The following is a 17,728-nucleotide window of genomic DNA, read 5'->3' as shown; positions in this document are numbered from 1 at the left end:
CGGCGGGCCGTGGCGTCAGGGGACCACCATGGTGCCGGCGCCCGCGTCGGTGAAGACCTCGACCAGGAGGCTGTGCGGCCGCCGGCCGTCCACGACGTAGGCGCGGGGCACCCCGCCGCGCACGGCCTCGAGGCAGCCGGCCATCTTCGGCACCATCCCGCTGTCCAGGCCCGGCAGCAGCACGGCGAGCTCGTCCGCCGTGATGGTCGACAGCAGGCTGTCGCGGTCCGGCCAGTCGGCGTACAGGCCCTCCACGTCGGTGAGCACGACGAGACGCTGCGCGCCGAGCGCGACGGCGAGCGCGGCCGCGGCGCTGTCGGCGTTGACGTTGAGCACCTGCCCGGTCGGCACCCCGTCGCCGTCGACCTCCGGGGCGACGCTCGACACGACCGGCACCCGGCCGGCGGCGAGCAGGTCGAGGACGGCCGACGGGGCGACACCCGCGACGTCACCGACCAGGCCGATGTCGACCTCCGCCACGGTCCCGTCCGGCGCCGTCGCCCGACCGGTGCGCCGCCGTGCCGTGAGCAGCCCCGCGTCCTCCCCCGACATGCCGACGGCGTACGGGCCGTGGGCGTTCACGAGGCCGACGAGCTCGCGGCCGACCTGCCCGGTCAGCACCATGCGGACGACGTCCATCGCCTCCGGGGTCGTCACGCGGTAGCCGCCGCGGAACTCGCTGGTGATCCCCATCCGGTCGAGCATCGCGCTGATCTGCGGGCCGCCGCCGTGGACGACGACCGGCCGGAGACCGGCCAGGCGCAGGAAGACGATGTCGGCGGCGAAGGCGGCCTTGAGGTCGTCGTCGACCATGGCGTTCCCGCCGTACTTCACGACGACGAGCGCACCGTGCAGCTGCTGCAGCCACGGCAGGGCCTCGACGAGCACGGCGGCCTTGTCGGAGGCGGCCGCGAGCTCCTCGGCCCGGCGGGCGGTGCGTGCCGTCGGGCCGTCCGCCGGTGGAGGGGGGCTCATCGTGCGCTCCCGACGTCGATGCGGCGTACCTGTCGTCGCCTCACGTCGTGTAGGCCGAGTTCTCGTGGACGTAGGCGTGCGTGAGGTCGTTGGTCCACACCGTCGCCTCCGCCGCACCCGCGTGGAGGTCGATCACGAGGTCGACCCAGCGCGGGACGAGGTCGACGCCCGAGCGGTCCTCCCCCGGCCCACCGGCGCGGCACACCTGCACGCCGTTGACCGAGACGTCGACTTCCAGAGGGTCGAAGGCGGCCGACGTCGTGCCGACGGCCGCGAGGACGCGGCCCCAGTTCGGGTCCCGGCCGAAGACGGCCGTCTTCACCAGCGCGCTGCGGGCCACGGCCCGTCCCACCTCGACCGCGTCGTCCTCGCGGGCGGCCCCCGTGACGCGGATCGCGACGTCGTGCTCCGCGCCCTCGGCGTCCGCCAGCAGCTGCAGGGCGAGGTCGTGGCAGAGGCCGGTGAGCACCTCGGTGAACCGGTCCTCCGACGGCGCGGCGGCACCCGCAGCGCCCGAGGCCATGAGCGTGACGGTGTCGTTGGTCGACATGCAGCCGTCGGAGTCGAGCCGGTCGAAGGTGACGCGCGTGGCGGCACGCAGCGCGCGGTCGAGGGCGGCGGCGTCGAGCCCGGCGTCGGTCGTGAGGTGCACGAGCATGGTCGCCAGCCCCGGCGCGAGCATGCCGGCCCCCTTCGCGATGCCACCGACCGTCCAGCCGTCCTCGTGTCGGACCGCCTGCTTGGTGCGCGTGTCGGTGGTGCGGATCGCCTCGGCCGCGGCCACGGAGGAGGCCTCGTCGTCGCCGAGGGCCGCCGCGGCCGCGCTCATGCCGGCGAGGACGACCCGCTCGTCCAGCGGCACGCCGATGATGCCGGTCGAGCACACGACCACGTCGCCACCGGCGACCTCGCGCCCGGTCGTCGACAGCAGCGCCGCGACGTGCTCCGCCGTCCGGTGCGTGACGAGGAACCCCGGCGGGCCCGTGTAGCAGTTCGCGTTGCCGGCGTTGACGGCGAGCGCGCGGGCGCTGCCGGAGCGCACCACCTGCTCGCTCCACAGCACGGGGTGGGCCCGGGCGCGGTTGGCGGTGAAGACGGCGGCGACGGCGTCGAGCGGGCCGTCGTTGACGACGAGGGCGATGTCCGGGCGGCCGGACGGCTTGAGGCCGGCCGTCGCGGCCCCCGCGCGGAAGCCGCGCGCGGCGGTGACGCTCACGGGGCCAGTCCCGCCGTCGCGAGGCCAACGGTCTCCGGCAGGTCGAGCGCGAGGTTCGTCGCCTGCACGGCGGCCCCGGCGGTGCCCTTGGTGAGGTTGTCGACGGCGGCGACGACGACGACGCGGCCCGCCCGCTCGTCGAGGGCGACCTGCAGGTGCACGGTGTTGGCTCCCAGCGTGTCGGCGGTCCGGGGCCAGCGGCCCTCGGGCAGCAGGTGGACGAACGGCTCGGCGACGTACGTGTCCGCCCACGCCTCTCGGACCTGGGCGTGCGTGGTGCCCGGCACGGCGCGCGCGGTGCACGTCGCGAGGATGCCGCGCGGCATCGGAGCGAGCGTCGGCGTGAACGAGACGGTGACGGGGCGACCCGCCGCCAGCGCGAGGTTCTGCTCGACCTCCGGGGTGTGGCGGTGGACGCCCCCGACGCCGTAGGGGCTCATCGACCCCATCACCTCGCTGCCCGACAGGTGCGGCTTCGCGGCCCTGCCCGCCCCGCTCGTCCCGCTCGCGGCGACCACCACGAGGTCGTCGGGCTCCAGCAGCCCGGCGGCGAGCCCTGGGGCGAGGGCGAGGCTGACCGCCGTGGGGTAGCAGCCGGGCACGGCGAGGCGGCGCGGGGCGCGGGCGTCCACCCCGGGCAGGCGGTGCCGCTGGCGGGTGCCGTCGGCGTGCACGAGCTCGGGCAGGGCGTAGGGCCAGGCGCCCGCGTGCGGCCCGTCGTAGAACGCCTGCCACGCCGCCGGGTCGGTGAGGCGGTGGTCGGCGGCGAGGTCGACGACGAGGACGTCCGGACCCAGCTGCTCCGCGACCACGGCCGAGTGCCCGTGCGGCAGCGCGAGGGCGACGACGTCGTGCCCGGCGAGCGCCGCGGCCCCCGTGGGCTCGAGCACCCGCCCGGCGAGGGAGGGCAGGTGCGGGTGGTGGTCGACGACGTCCGTCCCGGCGCTCGAGGCCGCGGTCAGCGCCCCGACCTCCAGCTCGGGGTGGGCGAGGAGCAGGCGGAGCAGCTCCCCACCGGCGTACCCGCTCGCACCGGCGACCGCGACCGTATACGTCATAGTGCATGACTATACGCTCAGGCGTCGACGGGCGCTCCGAGCGTCTCGCGGACGGCGTCGGTGAGTCCCTCGACCGTCACGCGCGGGTGCCCGAGCGCGGCCCAGCGCTCGGCCGTCAGCCGGTAGCGCCACCCCTCGCGGCGCTCCCCACGGGTGACCGCGACCTCCTCGCCGTCGAGGACGTAGCCGACCCGCCGCGTGACGGCGTTGCTCGCGGCGTTGTCCTTCCACGCCTCGGTCGTCGCCGTCGTGGCCCCCAGGTGGTCGAAGGCGAGGGACAGGACCGCCAGGCGCATGCGCGTGCCGGTCCCCCTGCCCTGGTGCCGCCGGCCGAGCCACGAGCCCGTCGTCACCTCGCGACGGACGGCGAAGTCGCGGGCCCCGACGTCCTGCAGGCCGACCGCCACCCCGTCGCGCAGCACGGCCAGCTGCAGCCACCAGTCACCGGGTGCGGTGCCGGCGCGCCGGCCCCACGCCCACTGCACGACGCTGCGCGCCCGCTCCAGCGGTCCGGCGTCGGCCCACGCGCCGGTGAACGGGGTCCACGACGGGTCGTGGATGCCGTCGTGGGCCAGGGACGCGAGCTGCAGGAGGAGGTCGTCGTCGAGCCAGCGGAGCTCGAGGTCGTCACCGGCCCGCAGCCGCAGCCCGCGCAGCGGGTACACCTCGTCCCAGGTGAGCACCGGTCCTCCCGGGGGCGGGCGCCGCCGGGGCTCCGGCGGCTCGTGCCCGGCACGCTACCGAGGCCCTGCCACCCGTCTACGCTCCCCGCGTGGGTGGCCAGGCAGACGGCCGGGACGGCGGCCGGCGCTGCGAGGGCGACCAGGGCGGCGACCGCGCCGTCGGCCGGGCCGACGGCCGGGCCGACGGGCAGGTGACGGCCCGGTGACGGCGTCCCGGCGGCCCGGCGACGGCGTCGTGACGGCCCCGGGGTCCGACGACGCCGGTGGTCTCCGTCCCGGCGCTCCCGGGCTGCGGCGCGCCTCCCTCGCCCTGTTCCTCGCCGGCGTGGCGACCTTCGCCGCCATCTGGTCGACCCAGCCGCTCCTGCCGACGCTGGCCGGGTCCTTCGGCGTCACACCGGGGCAGGCGGCCCTCAGCGTGTCGGGCGCGACCCTGGCGCTCGGGCTCGGGCTCCTGGTGGCGGGACCGCTCAGCGACGTGCGGGGACGCACGTGGCTGGTCCACGCCTCCCTGCTGCTGTCCGGCCTGGCGGGCCTGGCGTGCGCCGCGGCGTGGTCCTGGGAGTCGCTGCTCGCCCTGCGCACGCTGCAGGGGCTCGCCCTCGCCGGGCTCCCGGCCGTGGCCACCGCCTACCTGCGCGAGGAGGTCCACCGCAGCGCGGCGGCCGGCGCCATCGGGCTCTACGTCGGCGGCACGGCCCTCGGCGGCATGTCCGGCCGCCTGCTCGCCGCGCCCCTGGCCGAGCTCGGCGGCTGGCGGGCGGCCCTGGCGGGGACCGCCGTCCTGGTGCTCGCGTGCGCGGCGCTCGTCCGCCGCCTCCTCCCGCCGTCGCGGCGGTTCGTGCCGCTGCGGGCCCACCCGCGCGCGGTCGCGTCGCAGCTGCTGCGCCAGGTGCGGGACCCGGTGCTCGTGGGCCTGTTCGCGGTCGGCGGGCTGCTGATGGGCGCCTTCGTCGCGGTGTTCAACGGGTTGTCGTTCCGGCTGGAGTCCCCCGAGTTCGGGCTGTCGACGGCCGCGGCGGGGCTCGTGTTCGCCACGTACGCCCTCGGCAGCCTCTCCTCGGCCCTGGCCGGGCACGCGAGTGCACGCCTCGGGGCCAGACCGGTGCTGCCGCTCGCGGTGCTCCTCGCCGGTGGCGGGGTCGCCGTCACCCTCGCCCCCTCCCTGCCGGTGGTGGTGGCCGGGACCGCGCTCATGGTCGTCGGCTTCTTCGCCGCCCACGGCGTCGCGTCGGGCTGGGTGGCCGCGCGCGCGTCGCTGGGCGCCGGCGGAGCCGGGCAGGCGGCGTCGCTGTACCTCCTCGCCTACTACTCGGGGGCCTCCGTCGCCGGGGCGGCCGCCGGGGCCGCCTGGGCCCGCAGCGCGTGGCCGGGCGTCGTCCTGCTGTCCGGCGTCCTCGTGGCGTCCGCGCTGCTGGTCGCCCTGGCGCTCGCCCGCACGCGCAGGCTGCCGCTGCCGGCGGCCGTGGCGGCCCAGGCCTAGGGCGCGGGCGGGCGCACCGGGTCGGGGGGCTGTCGGTCGCGGCTGGCACGGTGCCGCCATGACGTCCACCCCCACCGACGGCACCGGTGCACCGGCCGGTCCGCCCGCTTCGTCGACCGGGACCTGCGCGGCGCCCGTTTCGTCCGCAGCGACCTGTCCGGTGCGGTCATGCGCGCCGTCGACGTCGCCGGCGCCGACATCGACGCCCCGTGGCTGCTGGACGGTGAGAGCCGGCTGCTCGTCAACGGCGTCGACGTGGCGCCGTTCGTCGACGCCGCGCTCGACCGCCGCTTCCCCGGCCGCGGCGCCCGCAGGGCACCGGACCCGGCGGGGCTCCGGCAGGCGTGGGCCGCCGTGGAGCGGACCTGGGCGGCGACCCTGGCCCGCGCCGCCGCCATGCCGCCGGGCACCGTGGACGCCCGGGTGGACGGCGAGTGGTCGCTCGCCGAGACGCTCCGGCACCTGGTGATGGCGACGGACACGTGGCTGCGCGGAGCGGTCCTGCGGGTCCCGCAGCCCTACTCCCCCGTGGGGCTGCCGAACGCCGAGTACGCGACGGACGGCTACGACCTCGCCGTCTTCTCCGAGTCGCACCCCGCCTGGGACCGCGTGCTCGAGGTCCGCGCGGACCGCGTCGCCGCGGTGCGCACGTTCCTCGCCGACGCGACCCCGGAGCTGCTCGAGGAGGAGCGCGCCAACCCGTGGGCCCCGGGACACCCGGAGAGCGTCCGCTCGTGCCTGCACACGGTGCTGGAGGAGGAGTGGGAGCACCACCGCTTCGCGGTGCGCGACCTCGACGCGCTCGCGGCCGGCCGCGCCTGACCTCAGGAGCGCAGCCTGGCCCCGACCGCCTCCGCGGCGCGCAGCGCGCCGTCGCGGGCCGCCGTGACCTCCTCGGCCGTCAGGGTCCGGTCCGGGGCGCGGAAGCGCAGCGCGTACGCCAGCGAGCGGTGCCCCTCCGCGACCTGCGGACCCGTGTAGACGTCGAAGAGGCGGATGCCCTCCAGCAGGTCGCCGGCCCCGGCGACCAGGGCCGCCTCGACCGCGGCCGCGGGCACGTCGAGCGCCGCCACGAGCGCGAGGTCCTCCTTGGCGAGGGGGTGGCGCGACAGCGGCTGCGCCTGCACCACCCGGTCGGCGCCGGCGTCGAGCGCCGCGTCGAGGACGGCGTCGAGGTCGAGCTCGACGGCGCACGTGCGGGCGGGCAGGCCGAGCGCCTGGCAGACCCGTGGGTGCAGCTCGCCGGCGTGGCCGACCACGGCCGGCCGAGGGTCCGGACCGCCGGCGGTGACGAGCAGCTCCGCGCAGCGCCCCGGGTGCCACGGCGCCTGCTCGGCAGGACGCACGGTCAGCGTCGTACCCGCCGCCGCGACCGCCTGCCGCGCCACGTCGACGGCGTCGTCCCACGCGGCGGCCCGGCCCGGTCCCTGCCAGCCGGCGGGTTCTGCGGCGCCGGCGAGGACGGCCGCGAGGTGGCGGGGCTGCGACGGCACGGCGGCGTCGAGCGCCGCGAGCTCGGTCGCCGAGGGCCGCTGCGCGACCCCGGGGACGCCTGCGCTGACGGGCTCGGCCGACGGCCGCACGACCGCGCCGACCTCGAACACCGCGAGGTCGCCCTCCCCGCGACCGAGGTTGCGGGACGCCGTGTCGAGCAGCGTGGCGAGCACGTTCGTGCGCATCTCCGGCTGCTCGTCGCTCAGCGGGTTGAGCAGGCGCAGCGCGCGGCGTCGGGGGTCGTCCTCGGGCAGCCCGAGCGCGTCGTGGGAGGCGGCCGAGACGAACGGGTACGACAGGACCTCCACGAGGCCGCGGCTCACGAGGTGCTCGCGGACGCGGCGGACCGCCCGCTGCGCCGCGGTGAGGCCCGCGCCGGGCGGCGGGGTGGGCACGCGCTCGGGGATGTCGGCGTAGCCACGCAGGCGCGCCACCTCCTCGACGAGGTCGGCGGGTCCGGTGAGGTCCGGCCGCCAGGACGGCGGCGTGACGGCGAGGGTCTCCCGTCGGGGTGTGCCCGTGAGCTCGGTCCACCACCGCTCGACGGTGCAGCCGACCTGCTCGAGCGTGGCGACGACCTCGTCGGCGCTGTACGCCACGCCGACGAGGCGCTCCGGGTACGTCGGGTCGAGGGACACCACCGTGGGCTCGGGCAGCTCGCGGAGGTCGGTCCACGCCGGGTCCGGCGTGCCGCCCCCGTGCTCGGTGAGCAGCCGCACGGCGAGCTCCGCCGCCGCCGGCGCGAGCAGCGGGTCGACCCCGCGCTCGAAGCGGCGGCTCGCCTCGCTCGCCAGCCGGTGGCGCCGGGCCGTGCGCCCCGTGCTGACCGCGTCGAAGTGCGCGGCCTCGAGCAGCACGTCGCGGGTCGCGCCGGACACCTCGGTGTCGGCCCCGCCCATGACGCCCGCGAGACCGAGGACCCGGGAGCCCTCGGCGCCGTAGGAGCCGTCGCCGCTGTCGGTGATGAGGAGGTCCTCGGGGTCGAGCGCGCGGTCGACGCCGTCGAGGGTGGTGAGCCGCTCGCCGGCCCGTGCGCGCCGCACGACGACGGGCCCGGACAGCAGCGCGGCGTCGTAGGCGTGCAGCGGCTGGCCGAGGGCGAGCATGACGTAGTTCGTGACGTCGACCGCGAGGCTGATGGGCCGCATGCCCGCCTGCACGAGCCGGCGCTGCAGCCAGAACGGGGTGGGGGCGGTCGGGTCGATGCCCCGCACTACCCGGGCGACGAACCGGTCGCAGCCCGCGCGGCCCCGCAGCGGGGCGTCGTCGGCGAGCCGCACCGGCCACCCGGCCTCCGTCGCGGCGGGCGGGACGAGGTCGTCGACGGGGTCGCGGAACGCGGCACCCGTCGCGTGGGCGTACTCGCGGGCCACGCCGCGCACGCTCAGGCAGTACCCGCGGTCGGGGGTGACGTTGACCTCGACGGTCTCCTGCCTGAGTCCGAGCAGCTCGACCGCGTCGTGACCGGGCTCGACGCCGTCGAGGTCGACCCCGAGCCGGGTGAGCACGAGGATCCCGTCGTGGTCCTCCCCGAGGCCGAGCTCGCGCGCGGAGCAGATCATGCCGTCGGACACGTGACCGTACGTGCGCCGGGAGGCGATGGGGAACGGCCCGGGCAGCACGGCGCCCGGCAGCGCGACGACGACGAGGTCGCCGGGGCCGAAGTTGTGCGCGCCGCACACGATCCCGCGCGGCTCGCGCGTCGGACCGTCCGGCCCGTCCGGGCCGTGCGCGCCGACGTCGACGGAGCACCAGTTGATCGTCTTGCCGTTCTTCTGCGGCTCGGGCTCGGCGGACAGGACCCGGCCGACGACGAGCGGACCGGTGACGTCGCCGCCGTGCACGCCCTCCTCCTCCAGCCCGACGCGGACGAGGTCGGCGGCGACCTCGGCGGCGCTCGCACCCTCGGGCAGCCTCACGTGCTCGCCGAGCCACGGCAGCGGGACGCGCATCAGAGGGACCCTCCCAGCTGGCGGGCGAAGCGGACGTCGCCCTCGACCATGTCGCGCATGTCCGCGACGCCGTTGCGGAACATGAGCGTGCGCTCGACCCCCATGCCGAAGGCGAAGCCGGAGTAGCGCTCGGGGTCGACCCCGCACGCGACGAGGACGTTCGGGTTGACCATGCCGCAGCCGCCCCACTCGATCCAGCCCGTCCCGCCGCACGTGCGGCAGCCGGGGTCGACCGTCCCGGTCCGGGCCGCGCAGACGAAGCAGCGCAGGTCGACCTCGGCGCTCGGTTCGGTGAAGGGGAAGTACGAGGGCCGCAGCCGCGTGGTGACGGCGTCACCGAACATCGCCCGCGCGAAGTGCGTGAGCGTGCCCTTGAGGTCGGCCATCGTGAGGCCCTCGTCGACGGCGAGCCCCTCGACCTGGTGGAACACGGGGGTGTGGGTGGCGTCGAGCTCGTCGGTGCGGAAGGTGCGGCCGGGCACGACCACGTAGACGGGCACCCCGCGGTCGATGAGCGCCCGCGCCTGCACGGGGCTCGTGTGGGTCCGCAGGACGAGGTTCGACCCCTCGGGCGCGACGTAGAAGGTGTCCTGCATCTGCCGCGCGGGGTGGTCGGCGTCGAAGTTCAGGGCGTCGAAGTTGTACCACTCGGTCTCGACCTCGGGGCCCTCGGCGACCTCCCACCCCATGGCGACGAAGACGTCGGAGATGCGGTCCATGAGCGAGGTGAGCGGGTGCGCGGCCCCGACGAGCCCGCGACCGGTCGGCAGGGTGACGTCGACGGCCTCCTCGCGCAGGATGCGCGCGTCGCGCTCGGCCTCCAGCGCCGCCTGGCGCTCCGCGAGCGCCTGGCCGACGCGACCGCGGGCCTGCCCGACGAGCTTCCCGGCGCCCGCCTTGCGGTCCGGCGGCAGCTGCCCGATCGCCCGGTTGGCGAGCGCGAGCGGAGACTTGTCGCCCGCGTGCGCGAGACGGGCCGCCTTGAGCGCCTCGAGGTCGCCGGCGGCGGCGAAGGCCTCAAGAGCCGCCTGCTCCGCGGCGGCGACGGAGGCCTCCGTCGGCTCGTCGGGCACGTCGGGGCTCTGCTCGGCTGGCACGGGGCGGGAGTCTATGGGGCGCGCCCCGCACCCTTCCTCCGGGTTTCGCCCGACGGGCTCAGCGCGGGCGGCGGGCCCGCGCGCTCGCGTACAGGCACACCGTGGCGGCCATGGCGAGGTTGAGGCTCTCCGCGCGCCCGGCGATGGGCACGCGCACCGTCGCGTCGGCGAGCGCCGCGTCGGCCGGGGGCAGCCCCCACGCCTCGTTGCCGAGGACCCACGCGTGCGGGGCGAGCAGCGCGCCGCCGCCGCCGAGCGCCTCGTCCTGCAGGTCGTCGAGGTCGAGCGCGCCGTCGGCGGCGGTCGCGAGGGTCCTCACCCCGGCGGCGCGGCACGCCGCGACAACGTCGGCGTACGGCACGTCGACGACGACGGGGACGTGCACGAGGCTGCCGGCGGTGCTGCGGACGACCTTCGGGGCGTGCACGTCGACCGAGCCGCTCGTGAGGACCACGCCGTCCGCGCCGGACGCGTCGGCCGCGCGCACGACCGTCCCCGCGTTGCCGGGGTCGCGCACCTGCGCGAGGACCGCGAGGGTGCGGGGGCCGTCGGCGAGCAGCGCGGCGAGGTCGACGTCGACGTGACGGGCGACGGCCAGCACGGGCTGCGGGGTGACCGCGTCGGCCATGGCGGCCATGACCTCCGCGGTCGCCGTGCGGACCGGCACCCCGGCCCGCCGGGCGGCCGCGGCGTAGGCCGGGTCGGCGTCGGGCCCGGCGTACAGCACGTCGACGGCGACCCGGACCCGGGAGCCCGGGTCGGCGGCCGCGGCGAGCAGCTCGGTGACCGGGCCGTGCCCCTCGACGAGGAAGCGACCCGCCGCCCGACGCGCCGAGCGCCCGGAGAGCCGGGCCACCTTGCGCACCTGGTCGGTGCGCGGGTTGGTGAGCTCCGGCGCCTCCGGGCGCTCGGTCACGGTGCGGGCTCGCTGCAGGTTCGCTGCGCGGACGCGGCGAGGGTCAGGCGGCGTCGCCGGTGGCGGTGGTCGCCGGCACGGCGGCCTTCGCGGTCTGCACGAGGGCGGCGAACGCGGCCTCGTCGTTCACCGCGAGCTCGGCGAGCATGCGACGGTCGACGTCGACGCCGGCGATCTTGAGGCCCTGGATGAAGCGGTTGTACGTCATGCCGTTGGCGCGGGCCGCGGCGTTGACGCGCTGGATCCACAGCCGGCGGAAGTCGCCCTTGCGCGCCTTGCGGTCGCGGTAGGAGTAGACGCCGGAGTGGAGGATCTGCTCCTTGGCCTTGCGGTACAGCCGCGAGCGCTGACCGCGGTAGCCGCTGGCCTGCTCGAGGACCTCGCGACGCTTCTTGTGGGCGTTGACCGCCCGCTTCACACGTGCCATGTGGTGCTCCTGGTCGGTGGTGGGGATGGAGGGCCGGACGTCACGTCCTCGCGCCTGCCGGCGCGGGCTGCCGCCCGTGAGGTCAGATGCCGAGCAGCCTGCGCGCGGTCTTCGTGTCGGCCTTGGACAGCTCGCGGTCGACGGCGAGGCGGCGCTTGCGCCGGCTGCTCTTCCCCTCGAACAGGTGCTGGTTGTTGGACTGCTCGCGCATGATCTTGCCCGAGCCCGTCACCTTGAAGCGCTTCTTCGCGCCGGAGTGCGTCTTCTGCTTCGGCACCGTGGTGCTCCTGTTCTGTGTCGGGCGCGCCCGTCGGGCGCGCCTGCGCTGCGTGCGCGTCCGTGGCGCGCGCGTGCTGTCGTGCGTGCTGTCGCCGCGCCGCACGAGGCGGCGTCGACGGGTGGAACCCGGGGTCAGGCGGTGGTGGCGGACCCGTCGGCCGCGGCCGCAGCTGCCGCCGCGTCCTTCTCGGCCTGCTTGGCCGCCTTCTGCTCGCCCTTGACCTCGGCCTTCTTCTTGTGCGGCCCGATCACCATGACCATGTTGCGTCCGTCGACCCGGGGCGAGGACTCGACGGACCCGAGGTCCTCGACGTCCGCCGCGACCCGCTGCAGGAGGCGCAGACCCATCTCGGGGCGGGACTGCTCGCGACCGCGGAACATGATCATGACCTTGACCTTGTCGCCGGCCTTGAGGAACCGGGTGACGTGCCCGGTCTTGGTGGCGTAGTCGTGGTCGTCGATCTTGAGGCGGTAGCGGATCTCCTTGAGGACCGTGTTGGCCTGGTTCTTGCGGGCCGCACGCTCCTTCATGGCCGACTCGTACTTGAACTTGCCGAAGTCCATGAGCTTGACGACGGGCGGGCGGGCGTCGGGGGCGACCTCGACCAGGTCGAGCTCGGACTCCGTCGCGAGCTTCATGGCCTGTTCGATGCGCACGATGCCGACCTGCTCGCCGTTGGGGCCGACGAGACGGACCTCGGGGACGCGGATGCGGTCGTTGATGCGTGGCTCGGTGATGTGCGTTCTCCTCCGGGAGTGGGACGGACGGACTGTGGTGGCTGCCGGTCGACCCGGCGGCTGCCGCCCGGGCAGACGGTGGCCGGGTCCGGCGCCGCCGCTCCATGTCTGTCGCGTCGTACGCACGGCGGGGGGCTCGGCTCGCGCCGGGACCCCCGCGGACCTGACCCGCGGCGCCGTGGGCACCGGGGTGGGAGTGGCCTCCGCTTGCTCGCCGCGCCGGCTCCCGGTCGCCCGGGGTGCACGTCGTGGCTGGTCGCCTGCCAGGGTAGCAGGGTGAGTGATTCCTCCCCGACGTCAACGCCCGGTCCCGGCCAGGCTCTTCCCGGCCCGGCGGTCGGCGACGCCGCCCCGGGCGTCCCCGGGGCGGTCGAGGCGGTGCGCGACATCGCCGACGTCCCGGCGGTGGAGGTCGTGACCACGGCCGCGGTCCACCTCATGAGCGCGGCCGCGGTCAAGTGCGGCCTCGTGGACCCCGCGGACCTCGAGGGGGCGGTCGGTGAGGACGGCCGACCGCTGCGGCCGGAGGACCTCAAGGACCTCGCGGAGGCCCGCTCGCTCATCACCGCGCTCGCGGGCCTCGTCACCGCCGCCGCCCCGGAGGTCGGCTCGCAGCACGCCCGCGCCCTGCGCGACGGGCTGCGGTCCCTGCAGCTGGCGTTCCGGGAGGCCTCGATCGTGCAGGACGAGCCCGGGCAGGGCCCCGGCGAGCGGCTGACGGGTCCCGTCAGCGCCCGGCGGGGGCCGAGCGCGGCGTCCTGAGGCCCCCGGGGCGGCGCGCGCGGCGCACGAGCAGCAACCCGAGGGCGGCCAGCGCGCCCGACACGAGGGCGACGACGAGGAACGCGCTCCACGGACCGAGGGCGTCCGCCGCCGCCCCGGCGAGCGGCGCACCGAGGCTGAAGCCCGCGGTGACGGCGGACCCGTGCCACCCCATCGCCTCGCCGCGGTTCTCGTCGGAGATGCGCCGGCTGACGCCGTCGGCGCTCGCCGACAGCGTGGGCGCGGTCAGCACGCCCGCCGGCACGAGCAGCACGAGCAGCAGCAGCGGCGTGGTGGCGAGCGCGAGCGGGAGCGTCGCCGCGGACAGCCAGGCCAGCAGCACGAGCGGGCTCGAGGCCCCGCGGCGCAGCGCGCCGTAGACCAGGCCGCCGGCCCCCGAGGCGACGCCCCAGGCGGCGAACACCCAGCCGACGAGCCCGACCTCGTCGAGGCCGCGGAGGACGGCGTAGATGCCGATCTCGGACCCCGAGAGGACGAGGGCGGTGCCGAAGGCGCACGCGTACATCGCCGCGAGCCCCGGGCTGAGCCACCCCGGGCGGCGCACGCGCAGCGCGCGGACCCGGCGGTCGTCGCCGCCGGTGAGCCCGGCCGCGAGCCCGGCCGTCGCCGACGTCCCGGAAGCGGTGCGCGGTGGGCCGCTGCGCAGCCGCGGGTCGAGCAGGGCCAGCAGCACCCCCGCGAGCGCCTCGCCGACGCCGATGGCGACGAGCGCGACCCGGGCGTCGACCTGCGTGGCGGCGAGCACGACGAGCGGCGGCCCCGCGACGAAGCTCGCCTCGACGAGCACCGAGTCCAGCGCGAAGGCCGTGCGCCGCGCGTCCTCCGGGACGATGACGCCGATCGCCTGCCGCACCACCGTGAAGACGGGGACCGCGAGCGCGCCGGCGGCGAGGGCGACCGGCAGCAGCAGCCAGAACGGCGCGAGCGCGGCCGCCGTCCACAGCACGGGCATGGAGACGACGCTCGCGACGAGGGCGCGGCGCAGCCCGTGCCGGTCCACGAGGCGGCCGCGCCACGGGCTGCCGAGCGCGATGCCGACGGTGAGGGCGGCGGTCACGAGCCCGGCCTGCAGGTAGCTGCGCCCGAGGCCCTCGGTGACGTGCAGCGTGAGCGCGATCCCGCCGCCGGTGTGCGGGACGCGGGCGAGCACCCCGACGAGGTACAGCGGCGTCATGCCGGGGACGGCGAGGACCCGCCGGTAGGCGCCGAACCCGTGGGCGGGTGCTGCCGGGTCCGGCGTCGCGCCCGGCTGCCCGTCGGGGCCCGTCGCCCTCGTCCCTGTGTCCGGCACGGTGGTCCAGTGTGGGGCCGGTCGGCGACGCCGCCGACCACCCGTGGGCGGTCCCGGGGGCCGCCCCCGGCCCGACGCGCGTCGACGGGACGGAGGTGGTCTTCTGGGGGTGTGCACCGTGTGTGCCGGTTCGTCCCCCACAGTGTCACCCGGCCCGGAACCGCTGGGAACGGGCCGTGGGGACGCACGGGACCCGACCGCGGGACGCACGACCGACGTCCGGTCGAGCAGAGGAGCGACATGACCGAGCAGTCCCGACCCGCCACGACCACCACGGCCGGGGCAGCGGTCCGCAGCGACGAGCACTCGATGACAGTCGGCCCCACCGGGCCGCTGCTGCTGCAGGACCACTACCTCATCGAGAAGATGGCCCAGTTCAACCGCGAGCGCGTCCCCGAGCGCGTCGTCCACGCCAAGGGCGGCGGCGCCTTCGGCACCTTCCGGGTGACCAACGACGTGTCGCGGTACACGATGGCCTCGCTGTTCCAGCCCGGGGCCGAGACCGAGATGCTCGCCCGCTTCAGCACGGTCGCCGGGGAGCAGGGCTCCCCCGACACGTGGCGCGACCCGCGCGGCTTCTCGCTGAAGTTCTACACGACCGACGGCAACTACGACCTCGTCGGCAACAACACCCCCGTGTTCTTCGTCCGGGACCCGATGAAGTTCCAGGACTTCATCCGCTCCCAGAAGCGCGACCCGCGGACCGGCCTGCGCGACCACGACATGCAGTGGGACTTCTGGACCCTCTCGCCGGAGTCCGCCCACCAGGTGACGTGGCTCATGGGCGACCGCGGGCTGCCGCGCTCGTGGCGCACGATGAACGGCTACGGCTCGCACACCTTCATGTGGCTCAACGCCGAGGGTGAGAGGTCCTGGGTGAAGTACACGTTCAGGACCGACCAGGGCAACGAGTTCTTCACGCAGGACGAGGGCGACGCCATGGCCGGCCAGGACGGCGACTTCCACCGCCGCGACCTGTTCCAGTCGATCGAGGACGGCGACTTCCCGACGTGGACGCTGTACGTCCAGGTCATGCCGTTCGACGACGCGGCGGACTACCGCTTCAACCCCTTCGACCTCACGAAGGTGTGGCCGCACGCCGACTACCCCCTCATCGAGGTGGGGACGATGGAGCTCAACCGGAACCCGGCGAACTACTTCGTCGACATCGAGCAGGCGGCGTTCGAGCCGAGCAACTTCGTGCCCGGCATCGGGCCGAGCCCGGACCGCATGCTGCTGGGTCGCCTGTTCTCCTACCCGGACGCCCACCGCTACCGCATCGGCGCGAACTACGCGCAGCTGCCCCCCAACCGCCCGCGGGCCACGGAGGTGCACAGCTACTCCAAGGAGGGCTCGATGCGCTACTTCCACGACGGCGACGCCCCCGTCTACGCGCCGAACAGCCGCGGCGGTCCCGCCGCGGACCCGCAGCGCGCGGGCCGGCTGCCCGGCTGGGAGGCGGCGGGCGAGATGGCGCACGTCGCCGAGACGCCGCACGCGGAGGACGACGACTTCGTGCAGGCCCGGGCGCTGCTCAACGACGTCATGGACGACGCGGCGCGTGACCGCTTCGTCGAGAACGTCACGGGCCACCTGCTCAACGCCGTCTCCGAGCCCGTGCTCGAGCGCGCCTTCGAGTACTGGAGGAACGTGGACGAGGCCATCGGCGAGCGCATCGAGGGCGTCGTGCGCGGTGCCCTCGACGGCGGCACCGGCGGCGCGCCCGAGCCCGGTGACGGCGTCACCGGCCCCTCGCGCAACGTCAACGACCCCGACGCGCTCGTGGACGTGCGGGACCGCGCCGGCATGGCCTGACCCGGCCCCGGACGGACGACGGGCCCCCGCCACCGCACGGTGGCGGGGGCCCGTCAGCGCTCAGCCGGCGACGGCGAGCGCCTCGGGCAGGGTGAAGGCGCCCGCGTACAGCGCCTTGCCGACGATGGCGCCCTCCACGCCGAGCGGCACCAGGGCGCGCAGCGCCTCGAGGTCGGCGAGGCTGCTGACGCCGCCCGAGGCGACGACGGGTCGGTCGGTGGCCTCGCACACCTGCCGGAGCAGGTCGGTGTTGGGCCCGCGCAGGGTGCCGTCCTTCGTGACGTCGGTGACGACGTAGCGCGCGCAGCCGTCGGCGTCCAGGCGCGCGAGCGTCTCCCACAGGTCCCCGCCCTCCTCGGTCCACCCCCGCGCGGCGAGCGTCGTGCCCCGCACGTCGAGGCCGACCGCCACCCTGTCGCCGAACTCGCCGATCGCGCGGCGCGTCCAGTCCGGGTCCTCCAGCGCGGCGGTGCCGAGGTTGACCCGCCGGCAGCCGGTGGCCAGCGCGCGCCGCAGGGACGCGTCGTCGCGGATGCCTCCCGACAGCTCGACGGCGACGCCCCGCTCGCTCACCTGCCGCACGACCTCGGCGAGCAGGTCGGCGTTGCTCCCGCGCCCGAAGGCGGCGTCGAGGTCGACGAGGTGGATCCACCGCGCCCCCGCCTCCACCCACGCCAGGGCCGCGGCGAGCGGCTCGCCGTACGTGGTCTCCGAGCCGGCCTCCCCCTGCACGAGCCGGACGGCCTGGCCGTCGGCGACGTCGACGGCGGGCAGGAGCTCGAGCGCGGGCCGGTCGGCCGCAGCGGTACCGGCGGCGGGGGCGGGGGGCGTGTCGGTCACGTGCGCCGACGCTAGCCGGTCCCCGGAGCCGGGGGTCACCGGAGTCCGCGCACCCAGTTCCCGAGCAGCGCCGCACCCGCGTCGCCGGACTTCTCCGGGTGGAACTGCGTCGCCGACAGCGCCCCGTTCTCGACCGCGGCCACGAAGCGGCAGCCGTCGTGCTCGGACCACGTGATGCCCGGTGCCTCGAGCGGTCCGCTGCCGAGCCCCGCGACCTCGGCGGGACCGTCGCCGCCGTCGGCGAGGACGGCGTAGGAGTGCACGAAGTAGAACCGCTCGTCCTCGACCCCGGCGAACAGCCGCGTGCCCTGCGGCGCGGACACGGTGTTCCAGCCCATGTGCGGGACCCGCTCGACGGGCAGCCGCTCCACGGTGCCCGGCCACTGCCCGAGCCCCGCCCGGTCGCCGGCGCCCGGCTCGGTGGAGGCCTCGAACAGGACCTGCAGCCCCACGCAGATCCCGAGGACCGGGCGCCCGCCCGCGAGGCGCCGCCCGACGACGACGTCGCCGCGGACCCGTCGGACGCCCTCGGCGACCGCGGCGAACGCGCCGACGCCGGGCACGACGAGGCCGTCGGCCTCCAGCCCGGCCGCCGGGTCGGCGGTCAGCTCGACGTCGGCGCCCACCCGCTCCAGGGCGCGCACGGCGGAGCGCACGTTGCCGGACCCGTGGTCCATGACG

At 76.4% G+C, this 17,728-nt stretch carries 17 protein-coding genes; 4 read left to right on the top strand and 13 right to left on the bottom strand.

Features of this window, described 5'->3' with window-relative positions; translation table 11 throughout:
- Positions 1–15 precede the first annotated feature (15 nt).
- The 4 genes from argB to WAA21_RS15635 are packed head-to-tail and all read right to left on the bottom strand — an operon-like array spanning position 16 to position 3,932.
- A complete protein-coding gene (gene argB, locus WAA21_RS15650; protein WP_336923759.1) occupies positions 16–975 on the bottom strand; it encodes an acetylglutamate kinase in 960 nt (319 codons plus the stop codon).
- A 40-nt stretch (positions 976–1,015) separates the two neighbouring features.
- Positions 1,016–2,191 carry a bifunctional glutamate N-acetyltransferase/amino-acid acetyltransferase ArgJ gene (argJ, locus tag WAA21_RS15645; RefSeq protein ID WP_336923758.1) on the bottom strand — a complete coding sequence of 392 codons (1,176 nt, stop codon included), beginning with the start codon at positions 2,189–2,191 and terminating at the stop codon, positions 1,016–1,018.
- Positions 2,188–3,249, bottom strand: coding sequence for an N-acetyl-gamma-glutamyl-phosphate reductase (gene argC, locus WAA21_RS15640; RefSeq protein WP_336923757.1), 1,062 nt, complete (start codon positions 3,247–3,249; stop codon positions 2,188–2,190). Before argC ends, argJ begins: the two co-directional genes overlap by 4 nt.
- Before the next feature lie 17 nt (positions 3,250–3,266).
- A complete protein-coding gene (locus WAA21_RS15635; RefSeq protein WP_336923756.1) occupies positions 3,267–3,932 on the bottom strand; it encodes a GNAT family N-acetyltransferase in 666 nt (221 codons plus the stop codon).
- A 202-nt stretch (positions 3,933–4,134) separates the two neighbouring features.
- Between WAA21_RS15635 and WAA21_RS15630 the strand changes: the two genes are divergently transcribed.
- Together WAA21_RS15630 and WAA21_RS15625 are read left to right on the top strand one after the other, a co-directional pair.
- The gene (locus WAA21_RS15630) at positions 4,135–5,415 is read left to right on the top strand and encodes an MFS transporter (protein ID WP_336923755.1); all 1,281 of its coding nucleotides are present in this window, start codon (positions 4,135–4,137) and stop codon (positions 5,413–5,415) included.
- Between the two features lie 168 nt (positions 5,416–5,583).
- Positions 5,584–6,237 (top strand): DinB family protein, encoded by a 654-nt coding sequence (locus WAA21_RS15625; RefSeq protein WP_442893300.1) that lies wholly within the window; start codon positions 5,584–5,586, stop codon positions 6,235–6,237.
- Between the two features lie 2 nt (positions 6,238–6,239).
- On the opposite strand, the gene pheT is transcribed toward WAA21_RS15625, so the two are convergent.
- The 6 genes from pheT to infC form a co-directional block, all read right to left on the bottom strand.
- Complete coding sequence (pheT, locus tag WAA21_RS15620; RefSeq protein WP_336923754.1) at positions 6,240–8,861, bottom strand: phenylalanine--tRNA ligase subunit beta; 2,622 nt, start codon at positions 8,859–8,861, stop codon at positions 6,240–6,242.
- Positions 8,861–9,958 carry a phenylalanine--tRNA ligase subunit alpha gene (pheS, locus tag WAA21_RS15615; protein ID WP_442893299.1) on the bottom strand — a complete coding sequence of 366 codons (1,098 nt, stop codon included), beginning with the start codon at positions 9,956–9,958 and terminating at the stop codon, positions 8,861–8,863. The genes pheT and pheS overlap by 1 nt, the downstream gene beginning before the upstream one ends.
- A 58-nt stretch (positions 9,959–10,016) precedes the next feature.
- Positions 10,017–10,874, bottom strand: coding sequence for a TrmH family RNA methyltransferase (locus WAA21_RS15610; RefSeq protein ID WP_336923753.1), 858 nt, complete (start codon positions 10,872–10,874; stop codon positions 10,017–10,019).
- A gap of 43 nt (positions 10,875–10,917) precedes the next feature.
- Positions 10,918–11,301 carry a 50S ribosomal protein L20 gene (rplT, locus tag WAA21_RS15605; protein ID WP_336923752.1) on the bottom strand — a complete coding sequence of 128 codons (384 nt, stop codon included), beginning with the start codon at positions 11,299–11,301 and terminating at the stop codon, positions 10,918–10,920.
- Between the two features lie 82 nt (positions 11,302–11,383).
- Entirely contained in the window at positions 11,384–11,578 is a 195-nt protein-coding gene (rpmI, locus tag WAA21_RS15600; protein WP_336923751.1) for a 50S ribosomal protein L35, read from the bottom strand.
- A 134-nt stretch (positions 11,579–11,712) separates the two neighbouring features.
- Positions 11,713–12,291 carry a translation initiation factor IF-3 gene (infC, locus tag WAA21_RS15595; RefSeq protein ID WP_336923772.1) on the bottom strand — a complete coding sequence of 193 codons (579 nt, stop codon included), beginning with the start codon at positions 12,289–12,291 and terminating at the stop codon, positions 11,713–11,715.
- A 303-nt stretch (positions 12,292–12,594) separates the two neighbouring features.
- Here infC and WAA21_RS15590 point away from each other — a divergent pair, with 303 nt between their 5' ends.
- Entirely contained in the window at positions 12,595–13,080 is a 486-nt protein-coding gene (locus tag WAA21_RS15590) for a DUF1844 domain-containing protein (protein ID WP_442893298.1), read from the top strand.
- Here the strand turns inward: WAA21_RS15590 and WAA21_RS15585 are convergent.
- Complete coding sequence (locus tag WAA21_RS15585; RefSeq protein ID WP_336923750.1) at positions 13,046–14,392, bottom strand: MFS transporter; 1,347 nt, start codon at positions 14,390–14,392, stop codon at positions 13,046–13,048. The two genes, WAA21_RS15590 and WAA21_RS15585, sit on opposite strands and share 35 nt — an antisense overlap.
- A 240-nt stretch (positions 14,393–14,632) precedes the next feature.
- On the opposite strand from WAA21_RS15585, the gene WAA21_RS15580 reads away from it, so the two are divergent.
- Positions 14,633–16,207 (top strand): catalase, encoded by a 1,575-nt coding sequence (locus WAA21_RS15580; RefSeq protein WP_336923749.1) that lies wholly within the window; start codon positions 14,633–14,635, stop codon positions 16,205–16,207.
- A 60-nt stretch (positions 16,208–16,267) separates the two neighbouring features.
- On the opposite strand, the gene priA is transcribed toward WAA21_RS15580, so the two are convergent.
- Positions 16,268–17,047 (bottom strand): bifunctional 1-(5-phosphoribosyl)-5-((5-phosphoribosylamino)methylideneamino)imidazole-4-carboxamide isomerase/phosphoribosylanthranilate isomerase PriA, encoded by a 780-nt coding sequence (gene priA / locus WAA21_RS15575; protein ID WP_336923748.1) that lies wholly within the window; start codon positions 17,045–17,047, stop codon positions 16,268–16,270.
- Between the two features lie 35 nt (positions 17,048–17,082).
- Complete coding sequence (gene hisH / locus WAA21_RS15570; protein ID WP_336923770.1) at positions 17,083–17,724, bottom strand: imidazole glycerol phosphate synthase subunit HisH; 642 nt, start codon at positions 17,722–17,724, stop codon at positions 17,083–17,085.
- Positions 17,725–17,728: the final 4 nt, after the last annotated feature.

The organism is Aquipuribacter sp. SD81 (assembly GCF_037153975.1).
In the GTDB taxonomy this organism is placed as follows: domain Bacteria; phylum Actinomycetota; class Actinomycetes; order Actinomycetales; family JBBAYJ01; genus Aquipuribacter.
This window is presented reverse-complemented; position numbering and strand designations above follow the sequence as displayed.